Origin of the sequence: Bradyrhizobium sp. ISRA464 (assembly GCF_029910095.1) — a bacterium.
In the GTDB taxonomy this organism is placed as follows: Bacteria; Pseudomonadota; Alphaproteobacteria; order Rhizobiales; family Xanthobacteraceae; genus Bradyrhizobium.
This window is the reverse complement of the sequence record NZ_CP094526.1, coordinates 7,163,036-7,176,654: the sequence shown is the minus strand read 5'-3', so window position 1 is coordinate 7,176,654 and position 13,619 is coordinate 7,163,036. Positions and strand designations below refer to the sequence as shown.

12 protein-coding genes are annotated in these 13,619 nt (G+C 65.0%); 6 read left to right on the top strand and 6 right to left on the bottom strand.

Annotated features, from left to right (window positions below; all coding sequences use genetic code 11):
- Positions 1-23: 23 nt before the first annotated feature.
- The 4 genes from MTX19_RS33280 to MTX19_RS33265 all read right to left on the bottom strand — a co-directional run bounded on the left by MTX19_RS33280 (position 24) and on the right by MTX19_RS33265 (position 5,230).
- Complete coding sequence (locus tag MTX19_RS33280; RefSeq protein ID WP_280980998.1) at positions 24-1,346, bottom strand: nitrate/sulfonate/bicarbonate ABC transporter ATP-binding protein; 1,323 nt, start codon at positions 1,344-1,346, stop codon at positions 24-26.
- 15 nt (positions 1,347-1,361) lie between these two features.
- Positions 1,362-3,098: an ABC transporter permease subunit gene (locus MTX19_RS33275; RefSeq protein WP_280980997.1), complete on the bottom strand. Its 1,737-nt coding sequence runs from the start codon at positions 3,096-3,098 to the stop codon at positions 1,362-1,364.
- 381 nt (positions 3,099-3,479) lie between these two features.
- The gene (locus MTX19_RS33270) at positions 3,480-4,190 is read right to left on the bottom strand and encodes a gamma-glutamyl-gamma-aminobutyrate hydrolase family protein (protein ID WP_280980995.1); all 711 of its coding nucleotides are present in this window, start codon (positions 4,188-4,190) and stop codon (positions 3,480-3,482) included.
- Positions 4,191-4,276: 86 nt separating this feature from the next.
- The gene (locus tag MTX19_RS33265; RefSeq protein ID WP_280984956.1) at positions 4,277-5,230 is read right to left on the bottom strand and encodes a hypothetical protein; all 954 of its coding nucleotides are present in this window, start codon (positions 5,228-5,230) and stop codon (positions 4,277-4,279) included.
- A 297-nt stretch (positions 5,231-5,527) separates the two neighbouring features.
- Here MTX19_RS33265 and MTX19_RS33260 point away from each other — a divergent pair, with 297 nt between their 5' ends.
- The gene (locus MTX19_RS33260) at positions 5,528-6,088 is read left to right on the top strand and encodes a cytochrome b (RefSeq protein ID WP_280980994.1); all 561 of its coding nucleotides are present in this window, start codon (positions 5,528-5,530) and stop codon (positions 6,086-6,088) included.
- 12 nt (positions 6,089-6,100) lie between these two features.
- On the opposite strand, the gene MTX19_RS33255 is transcribed toward MTX19_RS33260, so the two are convergent.
- The gene (locus tag MTX19_RS33255) at positions 6,101-6,574 is read right to left on the bottom strand and encodes an Lrp/AsnC family transcriptional regulator (protein WP_280973741.1); all 474 of its coding nucleotides are present in this window, start codon (positions 6,572-6,574) and stop codon (positions 6,101-6,103) included.
- Between the two features lie 140 nt (positions 6,575-6,714).
- Here MTX19_RS33255 and ald point away from each other — a divergent pair, with 140 nt between their 5' ends.
- The 4 genes from ald to leuB all read left to right on the top strand — a co-directional run bounded on the left by ald (position 6,715) and on the right by leuB (position 11,269).
- Positions 6,715-7,830 (top strand): alanine dehydrogenase, encoded by a 1,116-nt coding sequence (gene ald / locus MTX19_RS33250; protein WP_280980993.1) that lies wholly within the window; start codon positions 6,715-6,717, stop codon positions 7,828-7,830.
- Positions 7,831-8,112: 282 nt separating this feature from the next.
- Positions 8,113-9,501, top strand: coding sequence for a 3-isopropylmalate dehydratase large subunit (gene leuC / locus MTX19_RS33245; protein WP_280984955.1), 1,389 nt, complete (start codon positions 8,113-8,115; stop codon positions 9,499-9,501).
- Between the two features lie 2 nt (positions 9,502-9,503).
- Complete coding sequence (gene leuD / locus MTX19_RS33240) at positions 9,504-10,139, top strand: 3-isopropylmalate dehydratase small subunit (protein ID WP_280980992.1); 636 nt, start codon at positions 9,504-9,506, stop codon at positions 10,137-10,139.
- Positions 10,136-11,269, top strand: coding sequence for a 3-isopropylmalate dehydrogenase (gene leuB, locus MTX19_RS33235; RefSeq protein ID WP_280980991.1), 1,134 nt, complete (start codon positions 10,136-10,138; stop codon positions 11,267-11,269). The genes leuD and leuB overlap by 4 nt, the downstream gene beginning before the upstream one ends.
- 68 nt (positions 11,270-11,337) lie before the next feature.
- Here leuB and MTX19_RS33230 read toward each other — a convergent pair whose 3' ends face one another.
- The gene (locus tag MTX19_RS33230; RefSeq protein ID WP_280980990.1) at positions 11,338-11,535 is read right to left on the bottom strand and encodes a hypothetical protein; all 198 of its coding nucleotides are present in this window, start codon (positions 11,533-11,535) and stop codon (positions 11,338-11,340) included.
- A 460-nt stretch (positions 11,536-11,995) separates the two neighbouring features.
- Here MTX19_RS33230 and MTX19_RS33225 point away from each other — a divergent pair, with 460 nt between their 5' ends.
- On the top strand, positions 11,996-13,501 hold the full coding sequence (locus MTX19_RS33225) for a CYTH and CHAD domain-containing protein (RefSeq protein ID WP_280980989.1): 1,506 nt from the start codon (positions 11,996-11,998) through the stop codon (positions 13,499-13,501).
- The last annotated feature ends 118 nt before the right edge of the window (positions 13,502-13,619 follow it).

The window sequence follows — 13,619 nt, the reverse complement described above, 5'->3', positions numbered from 1 at the left end:
GCGGTCTTGTATGGCTATGCCGCTCAAGCGCCGTCCTGCCCCGGATTTTCGAGGCTGAACGTCTCGGATTGTTCGTCATATGCGAACAACTCGGCATAGCGGCCCCAGGACACGATGGTCCTGAGCGTTTCGTCCGCGTAGTCCTCGGACATGTAGTCTTCCAGCTCATTGCGGAAACGCGCGGCGGGCGCCATGTGCGAGGGCCGTTCGTCGAGCACGCGCTTGATCAGGCCGAACACCGGGACGTAGCTGACGAGGTGCTCGGCGAACAGCTTCTTGCGCGCGTCGGTGTCGAGATGCGCGAAGCGCACGCCTGCGTCCGTGAGCACCAGGTCGCCCTCGCTCAGATGGGCAAAGTGCAGCAGCTGCAGCGTTTCGCCGAGATGCAGGATCTCGTCCGTCTCGAGCTGAAGCTGGCTCGCCAGCACGGGCAGATCGGCATGCCCGCCATAGGGCGGTCCGGCCAGCGTCTCGATCAGGCCGGACAGCTCGTTGGACGAAACGTGGTCGAGCACCATGCCGACGCCGCCGCCGGGAACGCCTTCGAGCGACGGTGCCTTCGGCTCCTCGCGCTGCGTCATGCGGGCATAGAGCTGCTCGACGAGCTGGCGGAACGTCGGATCCAGCCGGTTGCGCGGATGCTTGAGGTCGATCTTGAATTCGGCGGCGACGCGTCCCGGATTCGACGAGAACACCAGGACGCGGTCGCACATCAGCACGGCCTCCTCGATGTTGTGCGTCACCATCAGCACCGACTTGATCGGCAGCCGGCCCTCGATCCAGAGATCGATCAGGTCGGTGCGCAGAGTCTCGGCGGTCAGCACGTCGAGCGCCGAGAACGGCTCGTCCATCAGCAGGAGGTCGGGATGCACGACCAGCGCCCGCGCGAAGCCGACGCGCTGGCGCATGCCGCCGGACAATTCCTTGGGGTAGGCGGATTCGAAGCCGTCGAGACCGATCAGGTCGATCGCCGCCAGCGCGCGCTTGCGCCGTTCGGTGGCGTCGACGCCGAGCGCCTCCAGGCCGAGCTCGACGTTCTGCAGCACGGTCAGCCAGGGAAACAGCGCGAACGACTGGAATACCATGGCGACGCCGTTGGGCGGGCCGGCAATCGCCTCGCCCCGGCAGGTCGCGTTGCCCGATGACGGCGCGACGAGGCCCGCGATGATGCGCAGCAGCGTCGATTTGCCCGATCCGGAACGGCCGAGCAGGCCGACGATCTCGCCGGCCTGGATGGTGAGGTCGACCTTTTCGAGCACCAGCAATTGCTCGCCGCTTCCCTTCGGGAACGAGCGGGAGACGCCGCTTATGTCGATCAGGGCGGTCTGCTTGGTTTGGTCGAGCATCAGGATCCCTCTCGATCAGCCGAGGCGAAGGCGGCGCTCGCCGAAGGCGTAGAGCGGCCGCCACAACAGGCGGTTAAACAACGTGACCAGGATGCACATGACAACGATGCCGAGCACGACCCTGGGAAAATCGCCGGCCTCGGTCGCGTGCGCGATATAGGCGCCGAGACCGGTGGCGACGAGATGGGTGTCGCCCCAGCTCGCGACCTCCGCGACGATCGAGGCGTTCCACGATCCGCCCGACGCAGTGATCGCGCCGGTGACGTAATAGGGGAAGATGCCGGGCAGCACGACCTTCACCCACCATCGCCATCCCCCGAGGTGGAAGCTGCTCGCCGCTTCGCGCAGGTCGGTCGGGAAGGCGGCGGCGCTCGCGATCACGTTGAACAGGATGTACCACTGGGTGCCCAGGATCATCAGCGGGCTGAGCCACACATTCGGATCGAGATGGAAGCGAACGATCAGCACGACGAATACAGGGAAGGCGAGATTGGCCGGAAACGCGGCGAGGAATTGCGCGAGCGGCTGGATCTGCTCCGCAAGCTTCGGCCGCAGCCCGATCCAGACGCCGACCGGCACCCAGATCAGCGACGCCAGCGCGATCAGGACGATGACGCGGACGAGCGTGACGAGCCCGTATCCCACGGCGTCGGCCAGATCGGACAGTCCAAGCGACGCGGAGAGATATCGATACGCTAGCCAGGCCGCATAGCCGGCCGCCGCAACGATCACCGCAATCCAGATGCCGTCGACCACGCGCGACGGCTGGCTGCGTTTGCCGCCGGGCTTCAGTGCCGACGGCCAGGTGATGCGCATCGTCGAGATCGACTTGTTCGCCGCGGCCAGCGGATAGGTCAGGGCACGCAGCGCGCGCGTTCGCCTGAAGAGATCGAGCATCCACGACGTCGGGGCCTCGCCGGAGGCGGTCTGCTCGAAGCGGAATTTGTCCGCCCAGGCGACGATCGGACGGAACAGCAGCTGGTCATAGGCGATGATGACGATCAGCATGGTCAGCAGCGCATAGCCGATCGCGGGCAGGTTCTTCTGCTCGATCGCGGTCGCGACGTAGGAGCCGACGCCGGGGAGGGTGACGGTCGTGTTGCCGACGGTGATCGCCTCCGACGCCACCACGAAGAACCAGCCGCCGGACATCGACATCATCGCGTTCCAGATCAGGCCGGGCATCGCGAACGGAACGTCCAGCCGCCAGAACCGCTGCCACCCCGAGAGGTGGAAGCTCTCGGTCGCGTCCTCCAGGTCCTTCGGTACGTTGCGAAGCGACTGATACATGCTGAAGGTCATGTTCCAGGCCTGGCTCGTGAAGATCGCGAACACGCAGGCGAACTCGGCGCCCAGCACCCGGCCGGGAAACAGGTTCATGAAGAACACGACGGTGAAGGTGAGGAAGCCAAGGATCGGCACCGACTGCAGGATGTCGAGCATCGGGATCAGCACCATTTCGGCGCGCCGGCTTTTGGCCGCGACGGTGGCGTAGATGAACGTGAAGATCGTCGAGCAGACGATCGCCAGCAGCATCCGCATCGTCGTCCTAAGCGCGTAATACGGAAGGTTGGCCGGATCGAGCGACACCGGGGTGCGCTCGAGCTCGGACAGCGGCACGGTGGTCTGCTCGCCGCCGTAGACGACGAGCACCATCGCGCCGACCAGGAGCAGCAGCGCCGCCAGGTCCCAGAAATTGGGCCGCAGGGATACAGGTCCCCATACGGCTGATCGAACGTCCTGAAACGTCATAAGGCCACCTTCGGGGGCAGGACTCGGCATGCATACGGCCCGACGGGATTGGAACCGGCCCCCGGGTTCGGCTTATAGGCAGGATTTGCGACAAACGGGTAGTCGGAAGATCAAGGCATTGAGCTCTTTCGGGCCGGCGGGAAGCCTGGCCTCGAACACGACATCGACGGCGCCGTGCGTCCGCGATCGAGGCAGCACGACCTGGAGTGATCGTCGCAATGTCCGCGTTACGCCGGCGGGAGGAAGGTGCGTTCCGGAAGGCCTTCTTCTGTTCGCTGGTCGGGCCGGAGAGCCTGCTGCCATCTGGAGCGCGGCGCTCGGCCGCGCCCCGCGCTCCTATCGCCACTTCGCCCGCGACGATGCTGTCCAGCGGTCCAGGAATTAAGTACGGCGCTCCGTGAGGAAGCGCGTCACCACGCCGCCGAGCCTGGTGTGGTCCAGAGGCTCGGCGAGCGACGCTTTCGCGGTTGCGATCACATCCTCGGGCGCGCGGTCGCGGTGGAGGTCGCACAGCGCGTCCGCGTAGCCCACAGTGAATTCAGGATGCGGCTGCACCGACAGCGTCGTGCCGTTTGCATAGAGCAGGCCAGCATGCGGCGTGAAGGTGGACGACATGATGGTGCGCGCGGACGCGGGCGGGGTGATGACCTGGTCCTGATGCGAGCAGGCGATGGCGATGTCGTCGCCCTCGATCAGCCCGTTGCCCGGCGCCAGCCGATAGACGTGACGTCCCATGCCCCAGCCCTTTTCCGACTTGCGCACCGTGCCGCCCAGCGCCTGCGCGATCAGCTGATGGCCGAAGCAGACGCCGACCATCGGAACGCGCTTGTCGTGGGCTTTGCGCACGAAGTTCTCGAGCGGTGCGATCCAGTCAAACTCGTCATAGACGCCGGCCGGCGAGCCGGTGATCAGGATCGCATCCAGCCCGGCTGGATCCGGAAGCGTCTCGCCGCTGGGTATGCTCACAACTTCACATGCGATCGAGGGATCGGCGGCGGCAATCATCCGCTCGAACATCTGCGGATAGGTTCCGTGGCGCTCGCGATAGCGTGGATTGACGAACCCGGTTTCGATGATGGTGATGTGCGGCATGGCGTGCGCAGGCGGACGAGCGGGGGACGACCTGAGCTTTACGCCGAAAGCGCGGCCGGCTACAAGCCGCGTCCCTCGGCCGCCAATCAGTTGCGATATGTCGCCGCTGTTTTGATCGTTGCTGTGTGCTGCACAGCCGGCGTCGTGCTGACGATCGCCTGCGTCGTACTTACGATCGCCGGCTCGGTGCGGTAGCGCGGCAGCTGATCCTCGAGCGAATAGCCGACGCAGAGCGCAAGGCTCGACCAGACCGCCATGCTGAAATAGAGCGACATCCAGGCGATCTCTTCGCGCCATTCGGCGATATCATGCGTCACGACCCAGCGCGTGCTGACATCACGCAGGCCCTCGAGCGGGTGAAGGAGCTTGCCACCGGCGGCCAGCTCGGCGCGCCAGCGGTTCAAATACATCGGGACGTCGACGGTCATCAGGAACGCCAGGTAGCCCGCGATACCAAGGATCGCGACGATGAAGGCCCAGCGCACTGGTCCCTGGAACTCCGGCAGCAGCCGGCAAAGCGCGATTCCTACCAGGAAGAAGACGACAGCCCAGAGCGAGTTCTCGATCGCGTTGCCGAGATAATGGGTGGTGAGCACCGCGTACCAGGAGAAGCATTCCGCAATCAGGATCAGCGGCACAATGATCCAGGCGATGGTCACAGTGGTCTCGGCGTTTGTCGTGGTGCCGAGCTGATGCAGCACGATCGCCCATTGCGCGGCGAAACAGACCTCGGCGACAGTGGCGACTGATCGGCCGACCATCACGCTCGACAGCCAGGTGTCGAACAGGCAGATGCGCTGGACATCTGCGCGCGGCAGCACCGAGCGGAAGGCGCAGCCGAACACGTAAGCCGCGCATAGCAGCAGCATCAGGCCGATGCCGGACGTGCTGCTCAGGCCGCCATTGCTCTGCTCGTGGAACTGGCGATACAGCACGAACCAGACTGCAACGTTGGCGGTGCTCACCAGGCTCAAGAGGCCCCACCACCGGACCACCGGATTCGACCAGGCCAGCGAAACCGGCCGCGCCCGCCACTCCATGCTCATTCACCGCTCCGCGTGTAATCGAACTGACATTCTAATGTAGCAATTCTGTCACATAAGGCGGGGAATCACGATTAAAAAATGCGTGTGGAAAGCCGTGCGGCCCGCCGTCGCGGTCGGGACCAGGCGTCCGGGGTGCTCGCCTGTAGTCGTTCCAGGGGCATCAAGCGGGGCGCGTTGCCCTGCAGGATTGTGATCGAAAGCGAGGCACTCTCCGGTGGGCAGACGCGGTGCGATCATCTACTGAACGGCCTCCGATTTTCGAGCCTGCGTAGGCTCAACCGAAGGCGCTTTGTGACTACGAAAGTGACGACCACCTACGATCCGCTGTTGCGCAAGATCCATTGGGCAACGGCGGTGTTGTTCATCGCGGCGATGTTGATGGGGCTTTACTGCGGATTGCAGCCGGCGGGCACGTCGCCGCGGCGAGAACTGCTCGAGGTGCACAAGTCGCTCGGCGTGACGCTGTTTGTCCTGGCGATCCTGCGGCTGATGGTGCGCGCCGCGACGGTGGCGCCGCCGGAGCCGGGATCGTTCTCGCCGCTGGTGCGGATCGCCGCGCGACTCAATCACTGGGCCCTCTACGTCATCCTCTTCGCCATGCCGGTCACGGGATACATGTTCTCCTCGGCCGGCGGCTATTCACTGCGCTATTTCTGGACCTTTAGCTGGCCGCGCCTGTTCGCCGGCAACCGGGCTGTCGCGCATGCGGGCGAGGTGGCGCATGGCCTGCTCGCCTATCTGGTGTATGCCGCGGTCGCGCTGCATATCGCCGCGACGCTCTGGCATGTCGTCGTGAAGAGGGACGAGACGCTCTCGCGGATGTGGCCGCGCGAAAGCCGCAACCCGACCTAACGGGCGCCGCGATCAGCCGCGCAGCGCGGTTTCCGGAATGGTGCGGCGGACCACCTCGCGCATCGCAAAGCTGGAATGAATGCGGGCGACGCCGGGCATCCGCGACAAATGCTGCTTGTGGATACGCTCGAAGTCGGCAATGTCGCGCGCGATGACCTGCAGGTGATAGTCGTCGCTGCCCGACATCAAATGGCAGGACACGATATCGGGGCAGCGCGCGATCGCGGCCTCGAACGCCGCCAGATAATCCTCACTCTGCTTCTCCAGCGTGATGGTGACGACGACCGTCGTCACCAGTCCGAGCGCCGTCGGTTCGAGGTCGGCGCGATAGCCGCGGATGACGCCGGTCTCCTCGAGATGACGGATGCGCCGCGCGCAGGCGGTCGGTGACAGCCCTACCTTCTCGGCAAGCTCGATCTGGCTGGCGCGAGCATCCGAGACCAGTTCGGCCAGGATTCGGAGATCGATACGGTCGAGACCGTCCACGCAGTTTTCCTCTAATTGTCCTGCCGGCGACGAAGAATATGAGCGTATTGTTGCGCCGACAAGCTGGATTTCGCTGAGAAACGTCGCCTGACGGGGATTAGCTTTGCTCAAGGCGGAAACGATTCTTTCAGGAGTGGACCATGCGCGTCGGCGTGCCCAGGGAGATCAAGGTCGAAGAATATCGGGTCGGGCTGACGCCGGCGTCGGTGCGCGAATATGTGGCGCACGGACATGAGGTCGTGGTGCAGCGCGGGGCCGGCGAAGGCATCGGCTCCAGCGATGACGTTTATTGCCAGGCTGGCGCCAGGATCGCCGACACGGCCGAGGAAGTGTTCTCCGTCGCCGACATGATCGTAAAGGTGAAGGAGCCGCAGCCATCCGAATGGACGCGGCTGCGCGAAGGTCAGATTCTCTTCACCTATCTCCATCTTGCGCCCGACGTCCCCCAGACCAAGGGGCTGCTCGCATCCGGATGCACGGCGGTCGCTTATGAGACCGTGACGGATGCGCATGGCGGACTGCCGCTGCTCGCGCCGATGAGCGAGGTCGCCGGCCGGCTTGCGATCGAAGCCGCCGGCGCCGCACTGCGCAAATCCGCCGACGGCATGGGCAAGTTGCTCGGCGGCGTGCCCGGCGTTCCTCCGGCGCGGGTCGCGATCATCGGCGGCGGCGTGGTCGGCACGCACGCGGCGCGGATGGCCGCGGGGCTCGGCAGCGACGTCACCATTCTCGACCGCTCGCTGCCGCGGTTGCGCGTGCTCGATGATCTCTTCGCAGGCCGCGTCCGCACCCGCTACGCCACGCTGGAAGCGATCGAGCAGGAAATCATTGCCGCCGACGTCGTGATCGGCGCGGTGCTGGTGCCGGGCGCCAGCGCGCCGAAACTCGTTTCGCGTGCGCAGCTTGCCAGCATGAAGCGCCGCGCGGTGCTGGTCGATGTTGCGATCGACCAGGGCGGCTGCTTCGAGACCTCGAAGCCGACCACACACCAGGCGCCGACCTATCTGGTGGACGACGTCGTGCATTACTGCGTAGCCAACATGCCAGGTGCGGTGCCGGTGACTTCGAGCCATGCGCTCAATCACGCGACCCTGCCGTTCGGTCTGGCGCTCGCATCGAAGGGGCTGCGCGCGCTGGTCGAGGATCCGCATCTGCGCGCCGGCCTCAACATCCATCGCGGCCGCATCACCAACCGCGCTGTCGCCGAGAGCCAGAACCTGGCGGTCGTGATGCCGGAAGAAGCGCTGGCGTCCTGAGTCCGTTGAAACCCAAACTCTTGGTTTCGTCATGCCCGGGACAAGCCATGACGAAACCGTGTCATCTCAAACGGGCGCACTTCGGACCGTCGTCTGATCCTGTCAACCTGCGCAACGCGCAGGCCTCCCTCCATGTCATGACCGGCGTTCCGCTCTGGCGGAGCCAGCGTCTGCGTGATTTGATGTCTCCGATCAAAGCCGCGCCAAGCGGCAATCGGCGGTTCGCGCCGCTGGCCTCAAGAAGCCAAAGGGAGGACTGTCTTGAAAAAGACCGGTCGTACGATGCTGGCCAAGATCTGGGACCAGCATGTCATTGCCCGCTTGAGCGAGGACACTGATCTCCTTCATATCGACCGCCATCTGCTGCACGATCTCGGCGGCTCGCGCGGCCTGCTCGATCTCAAGAGCAAGGGCCTCAAGGTTCACAATCCCGAGCTGACATTTGCGACCCCCGACCATGCGATCTCCACCGCACATGGCCGCGCCGGAACCAGCAAGATCGGGCAGGAGCTGTTGGCTGCGCTGCGGGCCGAGACCGCGGCGAGCGGGATTGCGATGTTCGATGTCGATCAACCCGGCCAGGGCATCGTCCATGTCATCGGGCCGGAGCTTGGATTGAGCGTGCCCGGTGCCAGCATCGTCTGCGGCGACAGCCACACCTGCACGCATGGCGGCCTCGGCGCGCTCGCTTTCGGCATCGGATCGAGCGAACTGACGCATGTGCTGGCGACCCAGGCGCTGATCCAGCGCCGGCCCAAAACCCTGCGTGCAAGATTCGAGGGCAAGCTGCCGCTCGGCGTCACCGCAAAGGACATGATCCTGGCGCTGATCGGGCACATCGGTGCGGCGGGCAGTGCCGGCTATGCGGTCGAATATGCCGGCAGCGCGATCCGCGACCTGCCGATCGAGGGCCGGCTCACCATCTGCAATCTTTCGATCGAGCTCGGCGCCAAGATCGGCATGGTCGCGCCGGATGAAAAGACCTTTGAATTCCTGCGCGGCCGTCCCTACACGCCGAACGGCGAGATTTGGGAGCTCGCGGTCAAGGCGTGGCGCGAGCTGCCGAGCGATCCAGATGCTGTGTTCGACCGCGAGGTGGTGATCGACGTGGCAAAGATCATCCCGCAGGTGACCTGGGGCATCAGTCCCGAGCACGTCATCGGCGTCGATGGCCGGATTCCCGATCCGAGGTCGGTCGACGATCCCGCGCGGCGGGCGGCGATCGAAACCGCGCTGGATTATATGGGCCTGCAAGGCGGCGCGCCGATCGCGGGCACGCCGGTCGATTGGGTGTTCATCGGCTCCTGCACCAATAGCCGGCTGAGCGACCTGCGGGCCGCGGCCGAGGTGGCGCGCGGCCGCAAGGTGGCTCCCGGCGTCCGTGCCTGGGTCGTGCCGGGCTCGGAGAACGTCAAGCGCGAGGCGGTGGCTGAAGGGCTCGACAAGATTTTCACCGACGCCGGTTTTGAATGGCGCGAGCCGGGCTGCTCGATGTGCCTTGCCGCCAATGGCGAGGTGGTGGCGCCCGGGCAGCGCTCGGTGTCGACTTCGAATCGCAACTTTGTCGGCCGGCAGGGTCCGCGCGCGCGGACGCATCTCGCCAGTCCGGCGAGCGCCGCGGCGTCAGCCATTGCCGGTGCGATTGCCGATGTCAGAATGATGGGACGCTGACGATGCCGAAGCCGTTCAACAGGCTGACCGCGACAGCCGCGCCGATCATGCGCAGCAATATCGATACCGACGTGATCATCCGCATCGAGCGGCTGGTCGGCAACTCGATCCGCGGCACGCTCGGCAAATGGGCGTTCGGCTCGCTGCGCTATCTGCCCGATGGTTCCGAGAATCCGGATTTCATCCTCAACCGCGAGCCCTACCGCCAGGCGGAGATATTGGTTACCGGTCCGAATTTCGGCTGCGGCTCATCGCGCGAGGGCGCGGTGTGGTCGCTGCAGGAGATGGGCATCCGCGCCATCATCGGCTCGGGCTTTGGCGACATCTTCTTCGCCAACTGTTTCCAGAACGGAATCTTGCCCATCGTCGTCGACAAGGCGGTGGTGGATTCGCTCGCGGCGGATATCGAGGCGACGCAGGGCGCGGGCAAGGTCTCGATCGATCTCGAGGCCCAGACCATCGTCTCGCCGTCCGGCCAGCGCCACACGTTCGAGATCGATCCGCGGCGGCGCGAAGGGCTGCTGAAGGGACTCGATGAGGTCGCGTTGACCTTGCAGCGCGATGATGAGATCCATGCTTTCCAGGCTTCCGACCGCGCGGCGCGGCCCTGGATTCATTTTGCAAGAACACCGGCATGAGTACGCAATCCAACATGATCAAGGTCGCCGTGGTCGGCGGCGAGGGCATCGGTCCCGAGGTCACCGCGCAGTCGCGCCGGATCCTCGACTGGTTCGCGGCGAAGCGCGGCGTGCCGATGACGTTGCGCGAGGCGCAGTATGGGCTGATCCCGTATCTTGCGACCGGCAAGGTGCTGCCGGAGGACACGGTCGAAGCGATGGACGAGGCCGACGCGATCCTGTGGGGCGCGACCGGCGGACCGGAGACCAAGGAGGTGCCGGCGGCCGCGCGCAAGGCCGGCAGCCTGCTCGGCCTGCGCAGCAAATACGATCTCTACGCAAATCTTCGGCCGATCATGGCGAGCCCGGCGCTTGCGGCCTCCGCGCCGCTCAAGCCCGAGGTGCTCGACGGCGTCGACTTCGTCATCATCCGCGAGCTTACGAGCGGCATCTATTTCGGCGAGCCACGCGGCATCGAGACGCTGCCTGACGGACAGCGGCGCGGCTTCAATACCGAGCAATACACCACCAATCAGATCCGCCGCGTCGCGCGGTCGGCGTTCGAGCTGGCGCGGACGCGGCGGGGTAAGGTTTGCTCGGTCGACAAGGCCAATGTGCTCGAGACCAGCGTGGTCTGGCGCGAGGAGATGACCGCGCTGCACAAGGAAGAGTTCTCCGACGTCGAGCTGACCCATCTCTATGTCGACAACGCCGCGATGCAGATCGTGCGCGAGCCGCGGCAGTTCGACGTGATGGTCACGGGCAACATCTTCGGCGACATCCTATCCGACTGCGCGGCGATGGCCTCCGGTTCACTCGGCATGCTGCCGTCGGCCTCGTTCGGACCGGTGGACCGCTACGGCCGGCGCAACGCGCTCTATGAGCCGGTGCACGGCAGCGCGCCCGACATCGCGGGCAAGGGCATCGCCAATCCGCTCGGCTCGATCCTCAGCGTCGCGATGCTGCTGCGCCTGACGCTGAACCGTCCCGACGACGCCGACCTCCTGGAGAAGGCGGTGCAGACCGCGCTCGCCTCCGGTGCGCGGACCGCCGATATCGCCGAGGCAGGCGCGAAGAAGCTCTCGACCGTCGAGATGGGCGATGCGGTGCTGCGCGCACTCGACCAGGTCGCCGCAAAGGAGCACGCATGATGCCGGCCAACTGCGCTGGCAACGCCAGCGCGGCGCGGAATAAGCTGCCGTCAGGCCGCTCTCTGGGCTCAACCGGAAAGCGCCGAAGGTTCGACCAGATTGTCCGAAGGTGAAGTCTCGCCGTCGAGCCAATCCTGCTCCTTGGCCAGCGCGCGCCAGGCAGCTTCCATCCGCTTATAGCGATTGTAGGTCGGTTCGTCGGACGCGCGCTCGGCGAGCTGTGCGCAATTTTCCGCATTGTCGAGGAAATGCTGCGACTGTTTCATGGAACGTCCTCCTGTTGATAAGGACGTGGGGCACCATTTTAGGCTATTCAACGCGCGAAACATGATCATTTCGCCACACAGGTGAATGCCTGTTCAGGGAGTTCCAAGATCATCCTTCCGTGTGCAGACGTGAGCAGTTGCAGCAAGTCTGCGGAGGAACGGTTTGTTGTACTCGGCGTTGCTCTGTCGCACGTCGCCACTGGACGAGACTCATCAAGAGTATCCCTTGAAGAGTATCTCTTGGCCGGGGGCTTTGGTGAGTGCGATTGTATCGCGAGCCTGATCGCGATCGCGGTCGTCGTCATCAGGGAGAGCCGTGTGACCGGACCGCACATAGATTGCCGAAGTCCGCCGCTGACCCGGTCGCGGCGGACTTTCTTGTTCGCCGCGCGGATCTCCGGGGGAGCCTTGAACGCATGTCGGGCGTTATGGGTGGCGGTGTGAACTCCGTGGGGAGACTATGGCCATCGAGACGGAGCTCAAATTCCGCGTTCCCGCCCAGAAGCTGAAGGCGCTGGTGAGGCCGCGGATTGCCGGCAGCAGGAGCGGTGAACCGTCCGAAGGCGATCTGGTCTCGACCTATTTTGATACCGCCAAACGCAAGCTGAAGCGGCGCGGCTTCACGCTGCGGATACGCCAGGATGGCGGCAGACATGTCCAGACGATCAAGTCGGCAGGTGGCGTGGGGTTCGGTCGCGGCGAGTGGGAGAGCGAGCTTGAGGATAGCGAGCCAGATCTCGGCAAGGCTGAAGGTACGCCGCTCGACGCGTTCGCATCAAGGAAACTGCGTCACGAGCTGAAGCCCATCTTCGAAACGTCGGTGCGGCGGATCACCGTGCCGCTGCGCACGAAGCAGAGCGAGATCGAGCTCGCCATCGATCGCGGGCACACCACCGCCGGACATCGCTCGCGCCCGATCGAGGAGATCGAGCTCGAGCTGAAGAGCGGGCTGCCGCTCGACCTGTTCCGCCTCGCGAGAGCGCTGGAGCGGAAGGTAGGGGCCGAACTCGACCTGCGCTCGAAATCCGACCACGGATACGAGCTTGCCGGCGACGATGAGCATTTCGTCGTCTCGGCCGAGAGCATCGTGCTGGACCCCGAGTTCACGGCTGGCGAGGCGTTTCGGGTGATCGCCCGCTCGACGTTCCGCCACTTCTCGTTGAACGCCGATGCGGTCCGCGAGGGCGAACCGGAAGGCATTCACCAGATGAGGGTCGGCCTGCGCCGGTTGCGAGCGGCGATCTCGCTGTTCTCAAAAATCCTCGCCGGGCCGAGCACGGAAGAGGCCAAGGGGCAACTGAAGTGGCTGACCAACGAGCTTGCGCCGGCGCGCGAGCTGGATGTTTTCGTCAAGCAGGAGATCGAGCCCGCCTCGCACGATGCCCTGCTGCGGCGTGGCGGCAAGGCGATCCGGCAGGAGTTTTCCAGGCGCCGCGACCGTGCCTTCGCGCGCGCGCGGACGGCAGTCAACTCGACACACTATCGCGTCATGCTGATCGATACGCTGCAATGGATCGAGGCGAGGCAGACGATCGCCGCAGAGGACGAAGGGGGCCCGATCGGCAAATTTGCTGCCGCGCTGCTCCATCGCCGCATCAGAAAGTTGCGCAAGGACGGCAGGCGTCTCAACGGGATGTCCGCGGGGGAGCGGCACAAAGTGCGCATCAGGACCAAGAAGATCAGGTATGCGATCGATTTCTTCGAAAGCTTGTTCTCCGGCAAGCGCGAGCAAAGGCAGCTTGCGCGACAGTCAAAGCACCTGAAGCGGATCCAGGACGCGCTCGGCTCGCTCAATGATTTCGCCGCGCATCGCAAACTGGCGGTGGATGCTGCACTCAAGGCGCCGCATCGGAAGGAGCGTGTCCGCGCCTTTGCGTCGGGCGTGGTGCTTGGCCGCGAGGAGCAGGCGGCCAAGCCGCTGATCATGGCTGCGGCCAAGGAAGTGCGCGGACTGGCGAAGTTTTGATTGGCGTGCGGCAAGCCTGTTGCCATTCCGGGGCGCGCGAGCCCGGAATGCCGCCTCGAGCGCTTTCGAGCGAAGTGGACACCGGTTCGCGTGAAGAAAACGCGTCAAAACAGGAAGC